A 22,900-nucleotide genomic window follows, 5' to 3' on the forward strand; every position below is an offset into this window, starting at 1 on the left:
CCCGCCCCGCGCCCGCCCCCCGGGCGCTGCGCCCGGCGGGCCGCGGCCCCCCCCGGGGGGCGGGGGCGGGGCCCCCCCCCGGCCCGGCCCCCCGCCCCTGGGGCCCGGCGTACGGCCGGGGACGGAGAGGTCAGGCGCGCTTGGCGCGCGTGACGCGGAGCAGCGGGATCAGGTTCAGCGCCAGGCCGACCACCGCGACGCCGCTGACCAGGTTGACGCCCGGGTGGAACTCGGCGAAGCCGCCGCCTCCCCCGGCCGTGCCGCCCGCGACCAGCGCGGTCACCACGGCGAGGACCAGAGCCGCACCGACCTGGCCGGACGTCTGCACCAGGCCGGAGGCCAGGCCCTGCTCGGAGTCGTCGATGCCGTCGGTCGCCTGCGCCATGATCGAGCTGAAGCCGAACGCGAAGCCGCCGCCCAGCAGGAGCATCGTCGGCAGGATCGTGAACGCGTAGTGCGGGGTGTTCCCGGCGGTGGCCAGGAACCACACGTACCCGAGGCTCAGCGACGTCATGGAGCTGATGATCAGCCGCGGTGTCCCGTAGCGGTCGATCAGCCGGCCGACGAACGGGGAGCCGAACGCCACGATGAGCCCGGCGGGCAGCAGCGCCATGGCCATCTTGAGCGGCGACCAGTGCAGGACGTCCTGCAGGTACAGAGTCATCATGAACTGGAAGCTCAGGTACGAGCCGAAGAGCGCGACGATGCTGAGGTTGGCGCGGACGATGGTGCCGATCCGCAGGATGCCGAGCCGGATCAGCGGGTGCCGCACCTTGTTCTCGGTGACGACGAAGCCGATCAGCAGGGCCGCGGCGAGCGCCACGGAGCCGAGCGTGACCGGGTCGAGCCAGCCCCGGTCCGGCGCCGAGACGACGGTGTAGACGGCGAGGAGCATGCCGCCGGTCAGCGTGACGGCGCCGACGAGGTCGTGACCGCCGTCCGCCGCGGCCTTGTCCCGCGGGATCAGGGCGATGCCCGCGGCCAGCGCGACCAGGGCGAGGGGAACGGGGGTCAGGAACGTCCAGCGCCAGCCGAAGCTGGTGAGCAGCCCGCCGAGGATCAGCCCGGAGGAGTAGCCGCTCGCGCCGAAGACCGAGAACACCGACAGCGCCCGGTTGCGCGCGGGTCCCTCGTGGAAGGTGGTGGTCAGGATGGACAGGGCGGTCGGCGCGGTGAACGCGGCGGCCAGGCCCTTGACGAAGCGGGTGACGATGAGCAGCGTCCCGTCGCTCACCAGGCCGCCCACCAGCGAGGCGGCGGCGAACACGGCGAGCGCGATGAGGAAGACCCGGCGGCGGCCGAGAAGGTCGGCCGTGCGTCCGCCGAGCAGCAGCAGGCTGCCGTAGCCGAGCACGTAGCCGTTGACGATCCACTGCAGGGACGTGGTGGACAGGCCGAGCTCGGTCCCGATCGAGGGGAGCGCGACGCCGACCATCGAGACGTCGAGTCCGTCGAGGAACAGCACGGCGCACAGCACCGCGAGGACGCCCCACAGCCGGGGAGTCCAGGCCTGCTCGGCCGGCGCGCTCGCGGCGGCCGGGCCGCGGACGGCGGAGGCGGGTGAGGTGTCGGTGAGAGTCACGTCGGAGGACGATACATGCACATGCATTCAATGTCCAAGCATAAATTTCCTGCGAACTTAATGCGGGTGCATCTGATGCGCGCGCATGCTAAGATGCGCGGCATGGAGTCGGAGACGGCCCTGGTGGGCCGGTGGCGCTCGCTGGCGACGTGCTACAACACGGTCGCCTGCGACCTCGATCGCTCGTTGCAGGAGGCGCACGGCCTGAGCATGAGCGAGTTCGAGACGCTCGACAGGCTCGTCGAGGCCGACTGTGAGAAGCGCCGCATGCAGGAGATCGCCGCGGCGATGTATCTCAGCCAGAGCGCGCTGTCACGGACGGTCGCCCGGCTGGAGAAGCACGGCCTGGTCGAGCGCGTGATGTGCGAGTCGGACCGCCGCGGCGTGTTCGTCGCCGTGACCGAGGCCGGCCGCGCGCGGCACGCCGAGGCGCACAAGACCCACATCGATGTCCTCGCCAGACACCTGCCCGTCCCTGTGCCCTGACGCGCCCGGCGAGCGAAGGCCGAAAGCCCCGGGCCCCCTCACCCGGACGGCCTGACCAGGCCCAGCTCGTAGGCGATGATGACGAGCTGGACGCGGTCGCGCGCACCGAGCTTGGCGAGCAGCCGCGCCACGTGCGCCTTGGCCGTCGCCACGCTGATGACCAGTTCCGCCGCGATCTCCTGGTTGGACAGGCCGCGCCCGACCAGGGTGAGGACCTCGCGCTCGCGCTCGGTGACGCCGTCGGCGGGGCGCGGCGGCCTCGGCGCCGGTTCCGGCCGCGCCGCGAACTCCTCGATCAGCTTCTTGGTGACGCTCGGCGCGATCAGGGCCTCCCCGTTCGCGACGACGCGGATGGCCGCCAGGATCTCCTCCAGCGCCATGTCCTTGACGAGGAACCCGCTGGCGCCCGCCCTGAGCGAGCCGTAGACGTACTCGTCGTCGTCGAACGTGGTCAGCATCAGGACGTGCGCCGTCCTGATCCGCCGGGTCGCCTCAATGCCGTCCATGTCGGGCATCCGGATGTCCATCACCACGACGTCGGGGTGGGTCTCGTCCACCAGCGCGACCGCCTCGGCGCCCGTCCCGGCCTCGCCGACGATCTCCATGTCGGGGGTGTCGGCCATGAGGACGCGCAGGCCGGTGCGGATCAGCGGCTGGTCGTCGGCCAGCACGATGCGGATCGTCATGCCACCGCCGCCGGCAGGGGGAGCTTCGCTGGCAGGGGGAGCTTCGCCGCCACCCGGAACCCGCCGCCGGGACGCGGCCCGGCGGTGAAATCGCCGCGCAGCAGCACGACCCGCTCCCGCATCCCGACGATGCCGTAGCCGGTACCGACCACGCCGCCGCTGCCGTCGTCGTCGATCTCGACGGCCACCTCCTCGTCCCGGTAGTCGATCGTCACCCGGCAGCGGTCGGTGCCCGCATGGCGGACGACGTTCGTGACCGCCTCCTGGACGATCCGGTAGGCGGAGAGGTCGACGTCCGGCGGGAGCGGCCGCGGCTCTCCCACCCTGCGGACCTCGACCTCGACGCCCGCATCCATCGTCGCCGCGGCCAGGCGGTCGAGATCGGCCAGGCCGGGGGCGGGACCGAGCGGTGCGGCGCCCGGGTCGTCCCTGCGAAGGGCGGTGAGCATCCTGCGGAGACCGGACAGGGTGTCGCGGCTGGTCGCCTCGATCGCGTCGAGCGCGTTGCGCGCCTCCACCGGCTGCGTGCTGATCACCCGTCCGCCCACGCCGGCCTGGATCGCGATGATGCCGATGCTGTGCGCGACCATGTCGTGCAACTCCCGGGCGATCCGGAGCCGCTCGGCCGCGACGGCCTGCGCCGTGGCCTGCTCGCGGAGCATCTCCGTGTGCGCGCGCCGCGCACGGATGGAGTTCCCCGTCATCCACGTCACGGCCATCGCCAAGACGACGGTGACGTGGAGCACCGCGTCCGCGGACAGCCACGCGAGGACGGACAGGACCTGCAGCACACAGGTGACGACGGCGACGGGGACCGAGATCCTGCGCTCGCGTGCCGCCGCGATGTAACCGGCCGCGAGATCGGTGAGCAGTATCTCAGCCCGCCGATCGTCCCGTTCCGCGTCTGCATGAGGGCGACGATCCAGGCGAAGAGCAGGATCCCGTGGGCCGTCAGCGGACGGCGCCTCAGCAAGGCCATGACCAGGGCCGTGAGACCGGCCGACAGAAGCACGGCCGCCTCGCCGGGGAACCTCGGCGGGGACACCGTCATGAACAGGACGCCGGGATAGAGGGCGGCCCCGCACCAGGCCAGGACCGTCCCGGCGACTCGGCGCGCTCGACGCCGCGGCGGGGCTGACATGCGCCGATCGTAACCTTCGGCCACCCGCCCGCACATTGGCCCGCAGGCGTAATCCTCCAGGCTGTGAGCAGCGGCGATGAATGTGTCCGACGGGCCGATGCCGGGCCGCCGCACCGTCGGCACCGTTGTTTCCATGAAACGCTGGGCGTCGTTCTTACTGGCCTTAGAAATTCTGGGAATCGCACTCTTCTCCGCGATGTACGACTCGCTCGATTTCCGCATCTATTGGCTGGGCGGGCACATCGTCACGGACGGCTCCCGCCTCTACCATGAGCGAATCGCCGGCCTCTGGTTCACCAACACCCCCTTCATGGCGGCGTTGTTCGCACCTCTCGCCGCATTGCCGCTCACCCTTGCCCGGATGCTGTGGCAATCGGCCGCGTTCGCGGCCTTCATCTGGGCCTGCTCCCTGACCGCGAAACTGGCCGACCGCCGTCCGCCGCTCGTCGCGGTCGTGGCCGCCGGCCTGCTTCTGGAACCCGTCCGGCACTCCTTCTTCCTCGGCCAGGTCAACCTCTTCCTCTTGGCCCTCGTCCTCGCGGACATGCACCGTGCGGCCCTCGGCCGTCCAGCCGGGATCGGCATAGGCATCGCCACCGCGGTCAAACTGACACCGGCCATCTTCATCGTCCTGCTACTGCTCACGAGGAGGACCAAGGACGCCGTCACAGCCCTTGCCGCTTTTGCCGTCTGCACCTTGCTCGCCTATGCGATCGCACCCGACGCGTCCCGCACCTATTGGCTGCACACCTTCTTCGACACGTCGCGCGTCGGCGTCACGTACATCAGCAACCAGTCGCCCTATGGCGCGTTGGCCCGCGTTCTCCATGGCACAGCCGAGATAGGCAGTTGGTACACCGCCATTCCATTGACCATCGGCGTTTGCGGTCTCGCGATCGCCGCACTCTGGGCAAGGCGCGGCGACTGGCTGAGCGCCACCGCGATCACGGGCATGACCGGCCTGCTCGTCTCCCCGATCTCCTGGGCGCACCACTGGGTGTGGATCGTCCCGGCCCTGGCCGTCCTCCTCCGCGACGGGTGCCGGAAGACGGCCTTGGCCGGCTGCGCCATCTTCGTCCTGTCCCCCTTGTGGTGGACGCCCCACAACGGAGACCCCCGCGAATACGGCCTACATCTCCTGACACCCGTAGCCAACTGCTACCTCATCGCCGGCCTGTACTTCCTCGCCCACATGGCCATCCGCCTACGCCACGAACACGACACTCGTGGTGCCTCTTCGGCCTCGATGAGGCGCCCTTCATCGGCCGTGGACGGAAGCCCCGCGAAATTAATGCTCTAGCGCTCTGGCAGCGTCGCATGCGGAGGTGTCGGCCTGATGTCGATCATGGTGTTGGTGATCGCCCATCTTTCGTGGTCCCGCCAGGCGCCATCGATGTACAGCAGTTCGGGAGAGCAGCCCTCATAGCGGAAGCCGACTTTCCGAACCAACTTGAGGGAGGCGTGGTTGTCGGGCTGGATCTGGGCTTCGAGCCGGTGAAGCTGCAATTGCTCGAAGGCGTAGCGCACCACCAGTGTCAGCCCTTCGGTCATGTAGCCCTGGCCGGCAGTAGGAGCAAAGGCCGCGTAGGCGATGGACGCGGACTGGAACCGTCCCCGAATGATGCTGTTGATGTTGACTACACCGGCGATGGCTCCACTTCCGCGCACGCAGATCAACACCGACTCTTCATCGGGCTGCGCGTACCGCGCTAGGTAACCCTGGTACTGCTCTGGCGTGGACGGCAGAGAAACCCATGGGCGATGCAGATCCGCGCTGGCGTTCACCAAGCCGAGGAATTCGTCCTGATCAGCGCTGGCGAGCTGGCGCAGAGTCACCCGGCTGAAGCTGTTCGACTGCTCGGCTTGGAAGACCTCGATCCCCGCATCGTCCACAGACGGGACGATACCGGGCGGATGGGAAGGCAGGACGGCTGCGAGGCCCTACGTCCGCCCGCAAGGCGCACGGCAGCCGCCGTCAACCGCGAAGCGCCCTTGAAGACGACCGGGCCCGAGGCCGGTACCGCGACCACGGCCGGACCTGCTCGCCAGACCGCCAGATCAGCGAGGGGCGCGGCGGGCGCGTTCGTGCGGGTCGCGGACGAAGCGGTGCAGATGCCGCTGACGGCAAAAGGCCCCTTGCGGGGAGCGCAAGGGGCCTTTGAGGTGGAGCCGCCTGTCGGAATCGAACCGACGACCTATTCATTACGAGTGAATCGCTCTGCCGACTGAGCTAAGGCGGCGCGCCGTGCGCGAACACGGCTGGATGCAGTCTACCGGGTCCGCGGGGGTGGATGCGCACTGGTTAATCCGCGGCACGGCTCGGTCAGTGGCAGAGCGTCCCGTTCTTCGGCGGCTCCGTGGTGACCAGGTAGGTGTCGGTGGCCTTGGTGATGCAGGCGTTGCCCTGCAGGTAGGCGGTGTGGCCGTCGCCGTCCAGGGAGAGGAGGACGCCGGAGTCGAGCTGCTTGGCGAGGCTCTGCGCCCACTTATACGGGGTGGCTGGGTCGCGGAGGGTGCCGATGACGACGATGGGCGGGGCGCCCTTGGCGTGCACGGCCTGGGGCTGCTGCTTCGGCTGGACGGGCCAGTAGATGCAGGGGAGCCCGCCCCAGACGACGAAGGGGCCGAAGTGGGGAGCGGCCTTCTTGGCCTGGTCGGCGGCCTGGCCGTAGGCGGCGAGGTTCGGCGGGTTCGGCTTGTCGACGCAGTTGACGGCCATGTTGGCGTCCGTCTGGTTGCTGTAGCTGCCGTTCGGCTTGCGCTCGACCATCTGGTCGGCGAGGGCCAGGAGGAGCGTCCCGTCACCCTTCTGCATGGCCTGGCTGAGGGCCTGACGCAGGAGGGGCCAGTAGTCCTTGAGGTAGAGGGCGGTGGCGATGCCCATCACGGCGAGGGACTCGGTGACCTTCCGCGAGTCGCGCGTGTTGGCCAGTGGGGTCTTGTCGGTCTTGGCCATGAAGGCGGTGAGGTTCTTCTCGGCCTCGCTCGTGGACGTCCCCAGGGGGCAGCCGGCCGACTTCACGCAGTCCTCGGCGAACGCGCGGAAGGCCGTCTCGAACCCCTTGGACTGCTCCACCAGGGTGCCGATCGCGGACTCCTTGGGATCCACAGCGCCGTCCAGTACGAGGGCACGGATGTTCTTCGGGAACTCCTCCGCGTAGATGGCGCCGAGGTAGGTGCCGTAGGACGCGCCGTAGTAGGTGAACTTGGAGTCGCCTACGGCGGCGCGGAGGATGTCCATGTCGTGGGCGGCGTCCTTCGTGCCCACGTAGGGGAGTTCGGCGGACGCCTTGCTCTTGCAGTTGTTCGCGAACTGCTTGCTCAGGCCCGCGAAGGCGTCGACCTCCTGCTTGTCGTCCGGCGAGGAGTCGGCGGCGAAGAAGCTGTCGAGCTGCGGCCCGGTATTGCAGCGGACAGGGTCGCTGGCGCCCACGCCGCGCGGGTCGAAGCCGACGATGTCGAAGCGCTTGCGCAGGTCGGCCCCGAAGCTCGAGGCGGCCTGGCGGACGAACTCGACACCGGAACCGCCCGGACCGCCCGGGTTGGTGAACAGCGAGCCGATCCGGGCGGACTTGTCCTGGGCGGGGAGCCGGATCATGGAGATCCCGACCTTCCCGCCGGACGGCTTCGCGTAGTCCAGCGGGACCTGCGCGGTGGCGCACTGGAAACCGCCGCCGCAGCTCTTCCAGTCCAGCTTCTGGCCGTAGAAGGCACCGAGCCCGGACGGGGCGGTGCCCGGCGACGTCGCGGCCGTCGCCTCGCGGCCCCCGCCGCCGTCGCCGCCGCTGCACCCGGTCGCCGCCGCCAGCGTCGCCGCCATGGCCACGCCGATGTACCTCGCTGCCCGCACCTGGACCCCGTCTCGTCGTAGCGGCACGTACCCCGGCGCCTACGCTACGTCGGACTGCTGGTCGAGGGCCACTTCCCTCGATGATCGTGTTCGATGCCGTCGAGCAGCCATTTGAGCCCTAGGTCGAAATCCTCCTGGTTGTAGATCCCCGTGTCGAGGACCGACCTCAGGTGCGGGAACTCCCCGCTCTCCAGGAGTTTGGCGATGTAGGTCTGCTCCAGCGCGCTCTGCCGCGCCTCGCCCAGGCCCGTCGCCCCCATTTCGCGAAGTCGCTGTTCGCGCAGGACGAAACCCAGCATGTAGTGGTCGACGGTCGTGACGATGGCCAGCATCTCCTCGGGATCGTCGGTGAGCCTCGCCGCGGCGGCCATCGACTGCTCCGCGTGCCGCAGCCCGTTCGGCCCGATCCGCGGCGACCGGCCGGCCAGCTCGAACATCCAGGGATGCCGCAGGCCGGCGGCGCGCTCCTTCCGGGTGATCGCGATCATCGCCTCGCGCCAGTCGTCCGGCAGCCCGTCCTCGACCAGGACCTCCACGGCGACCACGTCGTACATCAGGTCGAGGAGGTCCTCCTTCGCCTCGATGTGGGTGTAGAGGCTCATGGCGCGCACGCCGAGCTCGCTCGCGACCCGGCGGATGGAGACCGCCTCCAGCCCCTCGGCGTCGGCGATCTCGACGGCCTTGTCGACGATCGCCTCGCGCGTCAGCTTCGGACGCCGGCCGCCGCGCGGACGCGCCCAGATGTCGTTGGGACGGGCCCGTTCGCGACGCTCGGCCCGTTCCCCGCGCTCATCTCTCGCAGCCCGCTCGCCGCGTTCATCTCTCGCGGCCTGCTCGCCGCCCTCGGCTTTTTCGGGGCGCTCGCGGCGCCCGGCCTGCTCCGCGCGTTCCGTCCGTTCTGCGCGGTCGCCGTGCTCGGGCCGCTCATGCTCGTCCCGCTCCGGCCGTTCGTGGTCACGCTCGGGCGGCTCACTGCTCTCTGCCACGCCAGCGATCCTAACCGATACGGCGTATCGATACGGTGTACAGATTCAGCGAGACGGTGTACGGTGTGACCGATACGGCGTACGGAAACGGAGGGTTGATCTTGACCGCTACCCAGCAGGCGCCCCCGCCCGAGGCGAAGACGGGCATCGATCCGCATCTGCGCAACCTGGCGATCGTCGTCGTCCTCGGCGTGATCATGACGGTGCTCGACAGCACGATCGTCAACGTCGCGATCACCGCGCTCGGCAGGGACTTCGACACCTCGCTGTCGACCATCCAGTGGGTCGTGACGGGCTACACCCTGGCGCTGTCCATGGCGATCCCGATGACCGGCTGGTCGGTGCGGCGCTTCGGCGCCCGGACCATGTGGCTGGTCTCGCTCGGCCTGTTCATCGGCGGCTCGCTGCTGTGCGGGCTGGCCTGGTCGGTGCCCTCGCTCATCGTCTTCCGGGTCCTGCAGGGCCTGGGCGGCGGCATGCTGATGCCCGTCGGCCAGACGATGCTCGTCCGGGAGGCCGGGCCGAGCCGGATGGGACGGGTGATGAGCATCGTCTCCGTGCCCGCGATGCTCGCCCCGGTGCTCGGCCCGCTGCTCGGCGGCGCGATCGTCGACCACCTGAGCTGGCGCTGGATGTTCTACGTCAACGTCCCCTTCTGCGCCGCGGCGCTGCTGGCGGCCGTCCGGATGCTGCCGCGCGACACCGAACGCGACGCGGACGCGCGGCTCGACGTGGTCGGCATCCTGCTCCTGTCGCCCGGGCTCGCCGCCCTCGTGTACGGGCTGTCCGAGGCCGGGAACGGCAGCAGCCTCACCGGTGCCCGCTTCCTCACCAGCGTCATCGCCGGCGCCGCCCTGGTGATCGCGTTCGCCCTGCACGCGCTCCGCAAGCGCGAAGGTGCACTCATCGAACTCCGCCTCCTGCGCACCCGCGCCTTCACCACCGCCACCGGCGGGTTCTTCCTCTACAGCGCGTCCGTGTTCGGGCTGATGATCCTCATCCCGCTGTTCGCCCGGATCGTCCGCGGCGAGTCCGCGCTGGACTCGGGATGGCTGCTCGCCCCGATGGGCGTCGGCGCGATGATCACGATGTCGGTGGCCGGACGCCTGGTCGACCGGTTCGGCGGCCGCTGGATCGCCGTGGGCGGCGCGGCGATCGTCCTGGTCGGCACGCTCGGCCTGACCACGCTCGATCCCACGACGGGGCGGGCCGTCATCATGGGCGCGATGTTCGTCGTCGGCCTCGGGCACGGCATGATCGCCCCGTCCCTGATGGCGGCGAGCTACCAGGGACTCCCCCGCGAGGCGGTCGCCGCGGCGACCACTGGCGCGAACATCCTGATCCGGGTCGGCAGCTCGTTCGGCACCGCGGTGATGGCCGTCGTCCTCCAGATCGCCATTCGCCACGAGATCCCCGGCGCCGGCGGCAACCTCGGCGAGGCCGCGTCCCAGCACACCGCCCGCACACCGGAACTGCTCACCAACGCCTTCACCGAGACCTTCTGGTGGACGGCGGCGATCGTCGTGGCCGCGATCCTGCCCATCCTGGCCGTCCCTGGAAAGGCGAAGGCCGTCCCCGGGACGGCGAAGGCGGCCGAGTCATGATGCCCTCAGCCGCGCCGCGCGCCCCGTTCCGAGCAGCGGCATGCGGTGCCACGCCGGCGCTGAACCACGCCGACCGCGCCGGCGCCGGATCGTGGTCTCACGTCGGCCGGGGCGGTGGGGCCCGCGGAGGTGGACGGGCCCCACCGGCGCGCACCGCTACGGGGGATCGGAGCGCGCGTCTCAACCGGCAGCCCCGCCAACACGAACCTGCCGAAACCAATGCCCCCCGACACCCCAGCGGTTAGGAGGCTGGGGTGGCGTGGGCTGGGGTGCAGTGTCGGTTAGGAGGCGGGGGTGGCGGAGGTCTGTCCTCCGTTCGGGGGATTGCCGGGTTGGCCGCCCCAGCCGCCTCGGCCGCCCTGCGGAGCCAGGGAAGCGCAGGCCTGCATGGCCTTCTGCTCCGCCGCCGAGCGCGTCGGGCGGTCAGTGGGGCGACCCGACGGACGGCCCGAAGGCGCACCGCTGGGGCGTCCCGACGGCGGCGCGCCGCCGGGTCCACCGGACGGAGCGCCGCTCGGACGGCCCGAAGGCGCTCCACTCGGGCGGTTGCCGCGGTCCGGCATCGTGACGCCCTGCTTCTCCAAGCAGGCACGGAACGCCGACATCTGGTCCGTGCCGGCAGACTTGCTGGAACTCGCGTTCGCCTTGCCGTCGTCGCCGCCTCCGCAGGCCGCGGTGAGCAGCAGCGTCCCGGTGACGGCGAGACCGCCGAGCCACCGGCCCACGCTGGCCTTGTTCATCTCATCGTCTCCTCATCGGTGGTCAGCGGCCGGTGCCCTGGTTGACGGTGGTCGCGGTCACCGAGCCGTCCTTGCCGGTGGTGCCGCGCACAATGACCGTGGCGCCCGAGCCGAGGTCGCGGAGCTTGCCGTCCTTGGTGACGCTGATCCTGGTGCTGCCGCTCGTCTTGACCTTCACGGTCTTGCCGTCCGAAGTGCGCAGGTAGAGGGTGTCGCCGACGACCTTGGTGACGGTGCCGACCGTCATGCCGCCGCCCGCTCCCGCTCCCGCGCCGCCGCCCGCCTGGCCGGGGAAGCCACCGCCGAAGCCACCAGGGCCGCCGGTCCCGCCGCGACCGCCCTGCTCCGTGCCCGTTCCGCCGCCGCCCGCCTGGCCAGGGAAGCCGCCGCCGTAACCGCCGAAGCCGCGCGCGCCCGTCCGGCCGTAGCCACCCGCCGCGGCAGGGCCTCCGCCCGGCGAGCCGGAATCATCGGACGTCCATTTCTGCGCTTGGACACCGCCGAGGAAACCGGCCACGAGGAGGAGCCCGGCGCCCAAGTAGAGGGTCGGACCCGGCAGGGAACGCTTCGCCGGCTTCGCCGCCAGTTCCGCGTCGAGGTCACCGTCGAACGGAGAACTCGCGAGGAGTTCGGAGTCGCCCATCGGCCTTTCGAGCCCCGGCTCCGGCCCTCGACCCGGCTCCCGGTCGAGCAGCGGCGCCGCGCCTTGCCCTGGGGGCAGTGCTGCCGCGCCTTGCCCTGGGGGCAAGATTGCCCCCTGGCCTGATGCTGGTGCTTGGTCTGGGGGCACTCCCTGGCCCGGCGTCGCGCCTTGGCCGAGCGCGGGTGGTTGCCAGGACGCGGCGCCTTGGCTCGGCCCCGTGGGCTGGTCTCGGGTTGCGGCTTGGCTTGGGGCTTCGGTGTAGTCCGGTGTCGGGGCTTGGGTCGGCCCTGTGGGCTGGCCTGGGGTTGCGGCTTGGGCCGGTGGTTCGGGGGTGGGGTGCCAGGGGGCTGGGTCTTGGCGGGTGTTCTGGGCGGGGCCCGTGCTCGCCCATGGGCGGACGTGTTCTTCCGGGCCGGATGCGCCGGGGGTGCCTGCGGCGTCGCGGTCTTGTCCGTCGTGCCCTGAAACGCTCATCCGCGCCTCCTCTCCGTCGAAGTCCGAGGGCATCGGCTGCTCTGCCCGCCCGGCGTGCGGGGCGTGGGCGGGCGGCGTGTCCTTGGGCGGGGTAGGGCCGCTCGGGTTAGCGCGTCCCGCCACCGAGCGGTCGCCTGGCTCGGCTCGCGTATCGCGACGGGCGGGCGGCGGCGTGGCGCGGTCGGGGCGGGTGGGTCTGCGGCGTCTGCGGGTCATGGGCGGTTCCTTGGTCGGTCACTCATGGCGGAGCGCCTCGATCGGGCGGAGCTTCGCGGCGCGGTTGGCCGGATAGCTGCCGAAGAACAGGCCGATGGCGACCGAGACGGCCAGGGCGAGCACGATCGACGACGGCACCAGGACGGGTTTGACGCCGACGATCGTGAAGAGGCTGCCGACGACGCCCGCGACGACGCCGAGGACGCCGCCGATGAGGGACAGGACGGTGGCCTCGGCGATGAACTGGCCGAGGATGGCGCCGCGGGGCGCGCCGATGGCCTTGCGGATGCCGATCTCGCGGGTCCGTTCGGTGACGGTGACCAGCATGATGTTGGTGATGCCGATGCCGCCGACGAGGAGGCTGATCGCGGCGACGGCGCCGAGCAGGACGGTGAAGGTCTTGTTCGACTCGGAGACCGCGGACTGCACGCTGGCCTGGCTGGAGACGGTGAAGTCGGCGGTGCCGGACGAGGCGATGTCGTGCCGCTGCCCGAGGATCTGGGTGACCTCGGCCTGCGCGGAGTCGACGGCGTCGCTGTCCTTGGCCTGGACGATGATCTGGCTGAGGGCGCCGTACCCGGTGAGGGTCTCCTGGACGGCGGGCAGCGGCGCGATCGCGATGCTGTCGGGGTCGGAGAAGCTGGAGGAGGACGAGCCGGTCGCCTTGAGGACGCCGACGACGGTGAACCGGATGCCGCCGACGTCGATCTTCTTGCCGAGGGGGCTGACGCGTCCGAACAGGTCGGAGGCGGTGGTGCTGCCGAGGACGACGGTCTTGTTCGCGGCGGTGACGTCGGCGGTGGTGAACGCGGCGCCGGACGCGACGGTCTTGTTCGCGGCGGCGAAGTAGGTGGGGGTGGTGCCGACGAACTGGTTGATGGTGGCGCTGGTGCCCTCGTAGCCGGCGGTGACGGACTGGCTGGTCACGACCGGGGAGGCGCTCTTGACGGACGGGGCGTCGGCCGCGTTGACGAGGGCGGCGGCGTCCTGGGTGGTGAGGTCGTGGGCCTGGGTGCGGGGGCCGGAGCCCTCCCCGGAGCCGGAGCCGGCGCCGCCGAACCCGCCGAAGCCGCCCGGGCCGCCGCCGAAGCCGCCGCGTCCGCCGCCGCCACCGGTCGTCGACTTGGTGACGGTGAGGGAGTCGGCGCCGAGCCGCTGGATGCTCTTCTTGATCTGCTCGGACGAGCCGTTGCCGACGGCGACGAGGAGGATGACGGCGCCGACGCCGATGAGGATGCCGAGGGTGGTCAGGGAGCTGCGCAGCTTGTTGGCGGACAGTCCGCGCAGCGCGAACCGCAGGATCTCGAGGGGGCTCACCGGGCGCCCTCCGGGTTCCAGGACGCGTCCCCCGCGGTCCACGACGCGGCGGGCGTGGTCCAGGACGCGGCGGGCGGCGGGCCGGCGACGGGGGCGCGGCGGACGTCGTCGACCACGCGGCCGTCGACGAGCCGGACGACGCGTTTGGCGTGCGCGGCGACGTCGTCCTCGTGGGTGATGACGACGATGGTGCGGCGGGCGAGGCTGAGCCGGTCGAAGACGGCGAGGACGTCGGCGGTGGAGCCGCTGTCGAGGGCGCCGGTGGGCTCGTCGGCGAGCAGGAGGGTGGGGGAGGTGACGAGGGCGCGGGCGACGGCGACGCGCTGCTGCTGCCCGCCGGAGAGTTCGTTGGGCTCGTGCCGGGTGCGGTCGGCGAGGCCGACCTCGCGGAGGGCGGCGAGGGCGCGGCGGCGGCGTTCGGGGCCTTTGACGCCGCCGTAGGCGAGCGGGAGTTCCACGTTGGCCTGGGCGGTCATCCGGGGGATGAGGTTGAAGGACTGGAAGATGAAGCCGATGCGGCGGTTGCGGAGGATGGCGAGGCGGCGCTCGTCGAGGGAGCCGACGTCGATGCCGTCGAGGAGGTAGCGCCCGGTGGTCGGGACGTCCAGGCAGCCGATGATGTTCATCAGGGTGGACTTGCCGGACCCGGACGCGCCCATGATCGCGACGTAGTCGCCGGGTTCGACGGTGAGGGTGACGCCGCGCAGCGCGTGCACGGCGGTGTCGCCCTCCCCGTAGACCTTGCCGACGTCGCGGATGCTGAGGACGGGCTTGGGGCCGTCCTGCCGGGCGGCGGGGATCACCTGCGGCCCCCGCCGCCGCCCGGCGCGCCGCCGCCGAAGCCGCCGGCGGGTCCGGCGCCGCCGCCGGGGAAGCCGCCGCGCTGGGTGGTGCCGTTCGTCCCGGTGCCGGTGGAGGTGACGACGACCTGGTCGCCCTCGTTGAGGCCGGAGGTGATCTCGGTGCCCTGGTCGCCCTTCACGCCGGTCTCGACGGTGACGGTGCTCTGCCTGCCGTTGCGGACGACGGTGACGGTGCTCTGCCCGCCGGCCGTCCTGACGGCGGCGGTCGGCACGTAGAGGACGTCCTCGGCGGACGCGGTGGTGATCTCGACGGTGGCGGTCTGGCCGAGCCGGACGCCGGACGGGACCTTGGTGAGCGAGATCGTCGCGGGGAACTTCACGACGTTGTCGGTGGTGGTCGGGGACAGCCCGATCGAGGTGATCTTGCCGGTGGCGGTCGTGCCGGTGAGGGCGTCGAAGGAGATGGACGCGGTCTGGCCGACCTTGAGCTTGGTGGTGTCGGCCTCGGTGAAGTCGCCTTCGATCTGGAGGTGCTTGGTGTCGACGAGTTCCATGAACCCGGACCCGGACGAGGACGACGATCCCGACGACGACGAGGACGACGACGAACCCGACCCGCCGCCGCCCGACGCTCCCGCGCCGGACGACGCGGAACCGGACGAGCCGGACCCCGACGAGGACGACCCGGACCCGCCGGAGCTGCCGCCGACGGTTCCGTTGACGGCGGTGACGGTGCCGGCGAACGGCGCCTTGAGGACGGTGCCCTGGTAGGCGCGCAGCGCGGAGTTGTAGGCGTTCTTCACCTGCAGGTAGCTGGCGTAGCCCTTGGCGGACGTGGTGTCGCCGTCCTCGGCGGCCTCCAGGTTGGCCTTGGCCTCGTCGATGTTCTCGAGCGCCTCGGTCTGGTCGAGCCGGGCGAGGACCGCGCCGGCGACGACCTTCTGGCCCGCCTTGACGTAGATCTTCGCGACCGTGCCGGACGTGCCGAACGACAGGTCGCGGCTGCGTGCGCTCTCCACCGAGCCGGACGCCGACACCGACGCCGACACCGTGCCGCGCTCGACCCGCGTGACCCGGGTGGCCGCCGCGGCGCCGTCACCTCCGTCGCCGAGGGTGAGGTATGCGGTGCCGGCCCCGGCCACCAGCAGCACGCCGAGGGCGCCGTTGATGAGCGTGGTCCGGCGTTGGAACGGCCATTTCATGCGAGAAGGCTCTTGGCCGCGCATGGGGCTCTCGTGAGGTGAATATGAGAATTGGATGAGAGAGCCGGGACGGGTGTGACAGGACGGGCCCGTGCGGGCAGGTACAAGGGTCGCCGTCCAGCGTCGCGGCGCCGGGTGGACGGCGGCCGCATGCGGTCGAAATAGGGGCGTCGCGGGGGCGGTTGGCCCAGTCATGAGTGCAGCGAAGGAGCGGACCCGCGTCCGCATCGAGCAGAGCGGCAAGCGCGTCCGGGCGTACCTCGGCGGCAACCTGGTGGCCGACACCGTCGCGCCGACCCTTGTATGGGAGATCCCCTACTACCCGACCTACTACGTTCCGGTGGCGGACGTGCGGGCCGAGCTCGTCGAGGACGGCCCGGGCGAGCACTCGCCGAGCCGCGGCGACGCGACGGCGTACACGGTGAAGGTGGACGGTGCCGAGGCCCCGGGCGCGGCGCTCCGCTACCTGGAGTCGCCGGTCGAGGAGCTGCGGGGGCTCGTCCGGCTGGAGTGGGGCGCGATGGACGCCTGGTTCGAGGAGGACGAGGAGGTGTTCGTCCATCCCCGCAACCCGTACACGCGCGTGGACGTGCTGGCGAGTTCCCGGCGCGTGCGTGTGGAGGTGGACGGTGTGACGGTGGCGGAGTCGTCCAGCCCCAGGTTGCTGTTCGAGACGGGTCTTCCGGTGCGGTACTACCTGCCGAAGACGCACGTCCGGATGGATCTGCTAGAGCACACGGACACCGCCACCCACTGCCCTTACAAGGGGACGGCGGAGTACTGGTCGGTGCGGGCGAACGGCAAGGTCCACGAGGATCTCGCCTGGTCGTACCCGACGCCGCTGGAGGAGTCTCGCAAGGTGGCGGGGCTGGTCTGCTTCTACAGCGAGAAGGTCGACATCTACGTGGACGGGGTGCTGCAGGAGCGGCCGAAGTCGCGTTTCTGAGCGGAGGCGGTCCAAGGCGGACTCGTCACCCGGCTGAGAAGGGTTAGCCACCAGGCCACATTCGAGCGCGGAAGTTATCACCGGGCATTACACCATCGGATGGAACATCATGCGATGGTGTGATGCCTGTCGCTTTCTCCGAGCAGGACTTGCGACCTTCCCTACGGCTACGTAACCGTAGGTTACTAAAGCGTAAGTTAAGCGCGCCGACGGGGAGGCACCCTTGACCCCTGCACTCTCAGCACGGCCGGAACGGCCCGGAGCGGGCGGCCGGCTCGCCGCCGCCGCGCGCCTGCTGACGACGCCGCTCCTGCCGGAGGACTACCTCGGCCTGCTCAACCCGCTGTGGTCCACCGCCGAACCGCGCGGACGCGTCGAGGCGGTGCGGCACGAGGCGCCCGGCGCCGCCACCCTGGTGATCAGGCCCGGGACGGCCTGGCGCGGGCACCGCCCCGGCCAGTGGGTGAAGCTCGGCGTGGACATCGGCGGCGTCCGGCACTGGCGGACGTTCTCGCTGTCGTCCCCGGCCCGGCCGGACGGCCGCATCACGATCACGGTCAAGGCGGGCGAGGACGGCTTCGTGTCCGCGCACCTCGTGCACCGGATCCGGCCGGGCGCGATCGTCCGGCTCGGCGAGGCGGACGGCGACTTCACGCTGCCGTCGCCGGTGCCGTCCCGGCTGCTGTTCGTCACGGCGGGCAGCGGGATCACGCCGGTCATGGCGATGCTCCGGCACCTCGCCGCCGCCGAGGACGCGCCCGGGGACGCGCCCGACATCGTGCTCGTCCACTCCGACCGGCACGCCGGCGACGTCATCTTCGGCGAAGAGCTGCGGACGATGCCCGGGATACGGCTGCACGAGCGGCACACGTCCACCGGCGGCCGCCTCGCCCCGTCCGGCATCGCCGGCCTCTGCCCGGACTGGGCGGAACGGGACACCTGGGCCTGCGGGCCGTCCGGAATGCTCGACGGCCTGGCCGAGCACTGGCGCGCGGCGGGGATCGAGGACCGGCTGCGCGTCGAGCGGTTCCGGCCCGCGCTGGCCGCCGGCACGGGCGGCGAGGGCGGCCGCGTCCGCTTCACCGAGAGCGGCGTCGAGACCGACGCCGGCGGGAGCACCCCGCTCCTGGACGCCGGCGAGCGCGCCGGCGCGCTGCTGCCGAGCGGCTGCCGGATGGGCATCTGCTACAGCTGCGTCGGCCGCCTCCGCGCCGGGCGGGTCCGCGACCTGCGCACCGGCGAGGTGCACGGCGAGGAGGGCGAGATCGTCCAGACCTGCGTCTCGGCCGCCGCCGGCCCCGTCGACATCGAACTCTGAAAGGGACCGACGATGCCCGCAACGACCGACCACCTCACCCCCGCCGACCACGCCGCGATCGCCCGCGAACTCGACGCCCTCCGCGACGAGGTCACCGCCGACCTCGGCGAGCGCGACGCCGACTACATCCGCAAGGTGATCCGCTGGCAGCGCGGGCTGGAGATCGGCGGCCGCGCGCTGCTGATGGCGTCCGCGCTGCCGCCCGCCTGGCTCGCCGGGACCGCGACCCTCGCCGTCGCGAAGATCCTGGAGAACATGGAGATCGGGCACAACGTCATGCACGGCCAGTGGGACTGGATGCGCGACCCGAAGATCCACTCGACGACCTGGGAGTGGGACAACGTCTCCCCCGCCGAGCAGTGGAAGCACTCGCACAACTTCGTCCACCACACCTTCACCAACGTCCTCGGCAAGGACAACGACGTCGGCTACGGCATCCTGCGCGTCGCGCCCGAGCAGCCGTGGCACTGGGGCAACGTCCCGCAGCCGGTCTACAACCTGCTGCTGGCGATGTTCTTCGAGTACGGCGTCGCGCTGCACGACCTGGAGCTCGACAGGATCCGCGAGGGCACCCACGACGAGGAGGTGACGAAGGCGAAGCTGCGCGCGATCGGGCGCAAGATCCGCCGCCAGTGGGGCAAGGACTACCTGGCGTTCCCGCTGCTCAGCGGCCCGCAGTTCCTGTCCACGCTGTCGGCGAACCTCACCGCGAACATCGTCCGCAACGTCTGGGCCCACATGATCATCTTCTGCGGGCACTTCCCGGGCGACGTCGACGTGTTCGAGGAGGACTACCCGCTCGACGCCGAGACCAGGGGCGAGTGGTACGTGCGGCAGCTGCTCGGCTCCGCGAACATCACCGGCGGCCCGCTGTTCCACCTGATGACCGGCAACCTCAGCCACCAGGTCGAGCACCACCTGTTCCCGGACATTCCGAGCAACCGGTACGCCGAGATCGCCCCGCGCGTCCGCGACCTGTGCGCCCGGTACGGCCTGCCGTACCACACCGGCTCGCTGGCGAAGCAGGTCACGAGCACCTGGAAGAAGATCTTCCGCTACGCCCTTCCCGGCGGCGCCGCGAAGCCGAAGCCCGCCCCGAAGCCCCCCGCGCGCGAACCCGTCGCCGCCTGACCCCGCCCCGGTCGCCCTAGCCGAGGGCCTGGGCGACCGGCAGGAAGAGCCGGGCCGGGTCGTTCGCGATCGGTTCGCCGTACTCCATGACCGTGGTCGAGAAGAACGGGCTCAGCCCCCGCCTCTCCGCCCACGCGACCAGCTCCGGGTGCCGGTGGTCGATGTCGAGGCGCACCGGCCCCGCCGGGACGATCTCGTCCACGAGCGCCAGGGCGGTCCCCTCGTCGCGGGCGACGACGGGGCCGACGAGGGCCCGCCCGTCGTTCCACCACACGCCGCCGAAGCCCGCGATGCCGGACCCGTCGCGGACGACGTTGAAGGTCGCGCAGAACGACGGCAGCCCGTCCACGACCTGCGTCCGGTCGGCGCCGAACACCTCGGCGTCGAGCGCGCGGACGGCGGGCATGTCGGCGGGCGTCGCGGGCACGGACACGCCCTGCCGCGACGGCCCGTCGACCTCGCCCGTGTACGTGGTGCAGGTCCCGACCGAACGGAAGCCCAGACGCTCGTACAGCGGACGGCCCATCTCGGTGGCGGTCAGGCAGAGGCTCGCCGTCCCCGCCTCGTCCATCGCATGGCGCATGATCCGGGCGCCGAGGCCGCGCCGCTCGTAGCGCTTCGCGACCAGCACCATGCTGATGGCCGCGACGTCCTTGCCGTACGGCGTCGACACCACCGTGGCGGCGAGACCGCCGTTCCCGTCGTCGATGCCGTAGACGTCGCCGACGGAGAAGAGGAAGCGCCACTTGCGGTCCTCCCTCCCCCACTCGCGGTCCTCGGCGAGCCGCTGGCACGCGGGAAGGTCGTCGATCGAGAGCCGCCGCACCGGTGCATCCATGGGACGCGACGCTAGGACGCCCCCGGACCCGCCCACAAACGAATTACCCGGCTGCTCGCGTCCCGCATTACCCCTCACGTCATCGACCCGATGACCGCCCGCGGGAGATCGTCATGGTGCACGCACCGAGACGGACGAACCGGGGAGATCCCTTGTCAACCACCGCGACACCGCGAGCGGGCAGGCGGCCGCAGGGCGGCGCCCCCGCGCACGCCGCGCCGACCGGCGGCCTGCTGGTCCTGCTCATCGGCATCTTCATCACGACCCTCGACTTCTTCATCGTCAACGTCGCGATCCCCGACATCCAGGCCGACCTGCACGCGGGCACCGCCGCCACGCAGTGGGTCGTCGCCGGGTTCGGGCTCGCGCTCGGCGGCGGGCTCATCACCGGCGGGCGGCTCGGCGACATGGTCGGACGCCGCCGGATGTACGCCGCCGGGCTCACCGCGTTCACCGTCGCGTCCCTCGCCTGCGGCCTCGCCCCGACGCCGGGCGCGCTGATCGCGTCCCGGGTGGCGCAGGGCGTCGCGGCGGCGATGCTGATGCCGCAGGTCCTCGGCATCATCAACGGCGCGTTCGAGGGCGCGGCCCGGGTCCGCGCGTTCACCGCCTACGGCCTCACGATGGGGTTCGGGGGCGTGTTCGGGCAGCTCATCGGCGGCGCGCTGATCCAGGCGGACGTCCTCGGCAGCGGCTGGCGGAGCATCTTCCTGATCAACGTCCCGATCGGCGCCGCCACCGTCGCGCTCGTCCGCCGGACCGTCCCGGCCACCCCCGCCGCCCGCGGCACCCGCCTCGACCTCGCCGGGACCGCGCTGGTCACGCTCGGCCTCGTCGCGCTCGTCCTGCCGCTGATCGAGGGGCGCCGGCTCGGCTGGCCCGAATGGACCTGGTTCTCGTTCGCCGGCTCGGCCGTCCTGCTCGCCGCGTTCGCGCTGTGGCAGCGGCGCAGCGGCGCCCCGCTGATCGCCCCGGCGCTGTTCCGGGAGCGCGCCTTCACCGCCGGCGTCGGCATCGCTCTCGCCTACCAGCTCGCGATGGCGTCGTTCTTCCTCTACCTGGCCCTCTACCTGCAGCAGGGACGCGGCCTCAGCGCCCTCCAGTCGGGCCTGCTGTTCACCGCCCTCGGCGCCGGCTACTTCGCCGCCTCGACCCGCGCCGGAGCGGTCGCGGCCCGGATCGGCCGGCAGGTCCTCGCGCTCGGCGCCGCCGTCCAGGCGGTCGGCTGCCTGCTGCTGATCGACGGCATCGCCCAGGACGGCGGCGTCGCCTGGCTGATCCCCGGCCTCGCCCTCGCCGGCGCGGGCATGGGCTTCGTCCTCGCCCCGATGTCGGCGATCGTCCTGGCCGGTGTCGGCGAGCGGCACGCGGCGTCGGCCGCGGGCGTCCTGTCGACCTTCCAGCAGGTCGGCGGCGCGATCGGGGTCGCGGTCGTCGGGATCGTGTTCTACGACGTCCTCGGCGCCCATCCGCTCCCCGCGGACGTCGCCGACGCCTTCAAGGCGGGCCTGCTGCCGATCATCGGCTTCTGCGCCGCGACCGCGGCCCTCGCCCAGCTCCTGCCGAAGCCGCCCCGCCCGTGACCCGTCCGTCCACCCGCCCCGGCGCCCGCCCGCCGGGGCGCCCGCATGCCGTCAGCCGGACCGCAGCGAGGCGATGACGATGATCACGATGATCCCGGTCATGAAGAGGACCTGGTTGATGAAGATGCGGCCGGCGAGCCCGCGAGGGGCCTTCGGGTCTTCTCCCAGGGGATCGAAGATGAGCAGGGGCCGTCCAAGGGTGCACGCGATCAGCCAGGTCAGCATGACCGCCGGGACCATCGCGGCCTTCTCTCCCGAGAGGCCCATCTTGCCGTGGGCCACGGCCAGCCATCCCAATGCGACGGCGACCCAGATCAGGCCGTAGGCGAGGGAGGCCCCGTAGCCCAGCCACTTTCCCTCGCGCAACGCCAGCAGTTCGATGAGACCGAGCTCGGAGAACATCACCCAGAGCGCCATGACCCGCTCCCCTAGTGCGTCAGGCCCCCAGGGCCCTTGGTCGCCGCCGCATCCGTGTTGAGGCGTCAGTCGTCGGTGGGAGCGTTGTAGTGGGCGTCGTGCTGCTGGCGGGGGGAGCAGACGGAGGCGGACGGGCAGGAGCAGCGGCGGGAGCCGACCTTCACCGTGATGCGGTCGCCCGGGACGTTGTAGCCGATGACCTGGCCGTCGCCCTCGGGGGTCGAGACCTTCGCGCCGAGGCGCGGCGCCTTCTCCTTGAACTCGGTGTAGAGCGGGTGCTCGTACTTGAGGCAGCACATGAGGCGGCCGCAGGCGCCGGCGATGCGGAGGGGGTTGACGGGGAGGTCCTGCTCCTTCGCCATGCGGACGGAGACGGGCTCGAAGTCCTTGAGGAAGGTGGCACAGCACAGGTCGCGGCCGCAGGGCCCGATGCCGCCCTGGAGGCGCGCCTCGTCGCGGGGGCCGACCTGGCGGAGCTCGACGCGGGCCTTGATGTTGCGGGCGAGGTCGCGGACCAGGGCGCGGAAGTCGACCCGGTGCGGGGCCGTGAAATAGATCTTGAAGACGTTGTCGGCGTCGAGGTAGTCGACGCCGATGACCTTCATCGGCAGCTCGTGCCGGCGGATGAGGCGCTTGGCGATCGAGCGGCCCTCGGCGCGGCGGCGGCGGTTCGTCTCGTCGCGGGCGAGGTGCTCGTCGGTGGCGGGGCCCGCGCATTCGGGCAGGCCGCCGATGTCGTCGGACACCCACTGCGGCGCCCACACGCATTCGGCGACCTCCGGGCCCCCGTCGGTCGGGACGAGGACCTTGTCGCCGACCTTCGGGGTGTGCGGGCCCGGATCGAGATAGTAGAGCCGGCCGTAACGGGTGAAGCTGACGGCCATCACCATGCCCACGGTTCCGCTCCGTTCGCCCGGTTTCGTGCGTCCACTGTACG

20 protein-coding genes and 1 tRNA gene are annotated in these 22,900 nt (G+C 71.5%); 7 read left to right on the forward strand and 14 right to left on the reverse strand.

The window, feature by feature from the left end:
• Positions 1-130: 130 nt before the first annotated feature.
• On the reverse strand, positions 131-1,582 hold the full coding sequence (locus ABZ914_RS15915) for an MFS transporter (protein ID WP_500193631.1): 1,452 nt from the start codon (positions 1,580-1,582) through the stop codon (positions 131-133).
• 102 nt (positions 1,583-1,684) lie between these two features.
• Here ABZ914_RS15915 and ABZ914_RS15920 point away from each other — a divergent pair, with 102 nt between their 5' ends.
• Positions 1,685-2,068, forward strand: a complete 384-nt coding sequence (locus ABZ914_RS15920) for a MarR family winged helix-turn-helix transcriptional regulator (RefSeq protein ID WP_500193632.1) — start codon at positions 1,685-1,687, stop codon at positions 2,066-2,068.
• Positions 2,069-2,106: 38 nt separating this feature from the next.
• Here the strand turns inward: ABZ914_RS15920 and ABZ914_RS15925 are convergent, their stop codons facing one another.
• The gene (locus ABZ914_RS15925) at positions 2,107-2,754 is read right to left on the reverse strand and encodes a response regulator (protein WP_500193633.1); all 648 of its coding nucleotides are present in this window, start codon (positions 2,752-2,754) and stop codon (positions 2,107-2,109) included.
• Complete coding sequence (locus ABZ914_RS15930) at positions 2,751-3,545, reverse strand: sensor histidine kinase (protein WP_500193634.1); 795 nt, start codon at positions 3,543-3,545, stop codon at positions 2,751-2,753. Before ABZ914_RS15930 ends, ABZ914_RS15925 begins: the two co-directional genes overlap by 4 nt.
• Before the next feature lie 426 nt (positions 3,546-3,971).
• Here ABZ914_RS15930 and ABZ914_RS15935 point away from each other — a divergent pair, with 426 nt between their 5' ends.
• The gene (locus ABZ914_RS15935) at positions 3,972-5,195 is read left to right on the forward strand and encodes a glycosyltransferase 87 family protein (RefSeq protein WP_500193635.1); all 1,224 of its coding nucleotides are present in this window, start codon (positions 3,972-3,974) and stop codon (positions 5,193-5,195) included.
• Here ABZ914_RS15935 and ABZ914_RS15940 read toward each other — a convergent pair.
• The 4 genes from ABZ914_RS15940 to ABZ914_RS15955 all read right to left on the reverse strand — a co-directional run bounded on the left by ABZ914_RS15940 (position 5,192) and on the right by ABZ914_RS15955 (position 8,731).
• Positions 5,192-5,788 (reverse strand): GNAT family N-acetyltransferase, encoded by a 597-nt coding sequence (locus tag ABZ914_RS15940; RefSeq protein WP_500193636.1) that lies wholly within the window; start codon positions 5,786-5,788, stop codon positions 5,192-5,194. The two genes, ABZ914_RS15935 and ABZ914_RS15940, sit on opposite strands and share 4 nt — an antisense overlap.
• Positions 5,789-6,059: 271 nt before the next feature.
• Positions 6,060-6,135, reverse strand: a tRNA-Thr gene (locus ABZ914_RS15945).
• 83 nt (positions 6,136-6,218) lie between these two features.
• Complete coding sequence (locus ABZ914_RS15950; RefSeq protein ID WP_500193637.1) at positions 6,219-7,745, reverse strand: alpha/beta hydrolase; 1,527 nt, start codon at positions 7,743-7,745, stop codon at positions 6,219-6,221.
• Between the two features lie 44 nt (positions 7,746-7,789).
• On the reverse strand, positions 7,790-8,731 hold the full coding sequence (locus ABZ914_RS15955) for a TetR/AcrR family transcriptional regulator C-terminal domain-containing protein (RefSeq protein ID WP_500193639.1): 942 nt from the start codon (positions 8,729-8,731) through the stop codon (positions 7,790-7,792).
• 101 nt (positions 8,732-8,832) lie between these two features.
• Here ABZ914_RS15955 and ABZ914_RS15960 point away from each other — a divergent pair, with 101 nt between their 5' ends.
• Positions 8,833-10,335: an MDR family MFS transporter gene (locus ABZ914_RS15960; protein ID WP_500193640.1), complete on the forward strand. Its 1,503-nt coding sequence runs from the start codon at positions 8,833-8,835 to the stop codon at positions 10,333-10,335.
• A 762-nt stretch (positions 10,336-11,097) separates the two neighbouring features.
• Here ABZ914_RS15960 and ABZ914_RS15965 read toward each other — a convergent pair.
• The 4 genes from ABZ914_RS15965 to ABZ914_RS15980 all read right to left on the reverse strand — a co-directional run bounded on the left by ABZ914_RS15965 (position 11,098) and on the right by ABZ914_RS15980 (position 15,730).
• Complete coding sequence (locus tag ABZ914_RS15965) at positions 11,098-11,718, reverse strand: hypothetical protein (RefSeq protein ID WP_500193642.1); 621 nt, start codon at positions 11,716-11,718, stop codon at positions 11,098-11,100.
• 708 nt (positions 11,719-12,426) lie between these two features.
• Positions 12,427-13,725 (reverse strand): ABC transporter permease, encoded by a 1,299-nt coding sequence (locus ABZ914_RS15970; protein ID WP_500193643.1) that lies wholly within the window; start codon positions 13,723-13,725, stop codon positions 12,427-12,429.
• Positions 13,722-14,528, reverse strand: a complete 807-nt coding sequence (locus ABZ914_RS15975) for an ABC transporter ATP-binding protein (protein ID WP_500193644.1) — start codon at positions 14,526-14,528, stop codon at positions 13,722-13,724. The genes ABZ914_RS15970 and ABZ914_RS15975 overlap by 4 nt, the downstream gene beginning before the upstream one ends.
• Positions 14,525-15,730 carry an efflux RND transporter periplasmic adaptor subunit gene (locus ABZ914_RS15980; protein WP_500193645.1) on the reverse strand — a complete coding sequence of 402 codons (1,206 nt, stop codon included), beginning with the start codon at positions 15,728-15,730 and terminating at the stop codon, positions 14,525-14,527. Before ABZ914_RS15980 ends, ABZ914_RS15975 begins: the two co-directional genes overlap by 4 nt.
• A gap of 193 nt (positions 15,731-15,923) precedes the next feature.
• Between ABZ914_RS15980 and ABZ914_RS15985 the strand changes: the two genes are divergently transcribed.
• From ABZ914_RS15985 to ABZ914_RS15995, 3 genes are all read left to right on the forward strand, one after another.
• A complete protein-coding gene (locus tag ABZ914_RS15985; protein ID WP_500193646.1) occupies positions 15,924-16,676 on the forward strand; it encodes a DUF427 domain-containing protein in 753 nt (250 codons plus the stop codon).
• A gap of 223 nt (positions 16,677-16,899) precedes the next feature.
• Positions 16,900-17,994, forward strand: coding sequence for a ferredoxin reductase (locus tag ABZ914_RS15990; RefSeq protein WP_500193647.1), 1,095 nt, complete (start codon positions 16,900-16,902; stop codon positions 17,992-17,994).
• Positions 17,995-18,006: 12 nt separating this feature from the next.
• Positions 18,007-19,125, forward strand: a complete 1,119-nt coding sequence (locus tag ABZ914_RS15995) for a fatty acid desaturase family protein (protein ID WP_500193648.1) — start codon at positions 18,007-18,009, stop codon at positions 19,123-19,125.
• A gap of 16 nt (positions 19,126-19,141) precedes the next feature.
• Here ABZ914_RS15995 and ABZ914_RS16000 read toward each other — a convergent pair whose 3' ends face one another.
• Positions 19,142-19,963 carry a GNAT family N-acetyltransferase gene (locus ABZ914_RS16000; protein WP_500193649.1) on the reverse strand — a complete coding sequence of 274 codons (822 nt, stop codon included), beginning with the start codon at positions 19,961-19,963 and terminating at the stop codon, positions 19,142-19,144.
• Positions 19,964-20,115: 152 nt separating this feature from the next.
• Here ABZ914_RS16000 and ABZ914_RS16005 point away from each other — a divergent pair, with 152 nt between their 5' ends.
• A complete protein-coding gene (locus ABZ914_RS16005; protein ID WP_500193650.1) occupies positions 20,116-21,546 on the forward strand; it encodes an MFS transporter in 1,431 nt (476 codons plus the stop codon).
• A 51-nt stretch (positions 21,547-21,597) separates the two neighbouring features.
• Here the strand turns inward: ABZ914_RS16005 and ABZ914_RS16010 are convergent, their stop codons facing one another.
• Both ABZ914_RS16010 and ABZ914_RS16015 read right to left on the reverse strand, forming a co-directional pair.
• Entirely contained in the window at positions 21,598-21,963 is a 366-nt protein-coding gene (locus tag ABZ914_RS16010; protein ID WP_500193651.1) for a hypothetical protein, read from the reverse strand.
• Between the two features lie 65 nt (positions 21,964-22,028).
• Positions 22,029-22,853 carry a PSP1 domain-containing protein gene (locus ABZ914_RS16015; protein ID WP_387031967.1) on the reverse strand — a complete coding sequence of 275 codons (825 nt, stop codon included), beginning with the start codon at positions 22,851-22,853 and terminating at the stop codon, positions 22,029-22,031.
• Positions 22,854-22,900 lie beyond the last annotated feature (47 nt).

Origin of the sequence: Spirillospora sp. NPDC046719 (assembly GCF_040645715.1) — a bacterium.
Classification (GTDB): Bacteria; Actinomycetota; Actinomycetes; order Streptosporangiales; family Streptosporangiaceae; genus Spirillospora.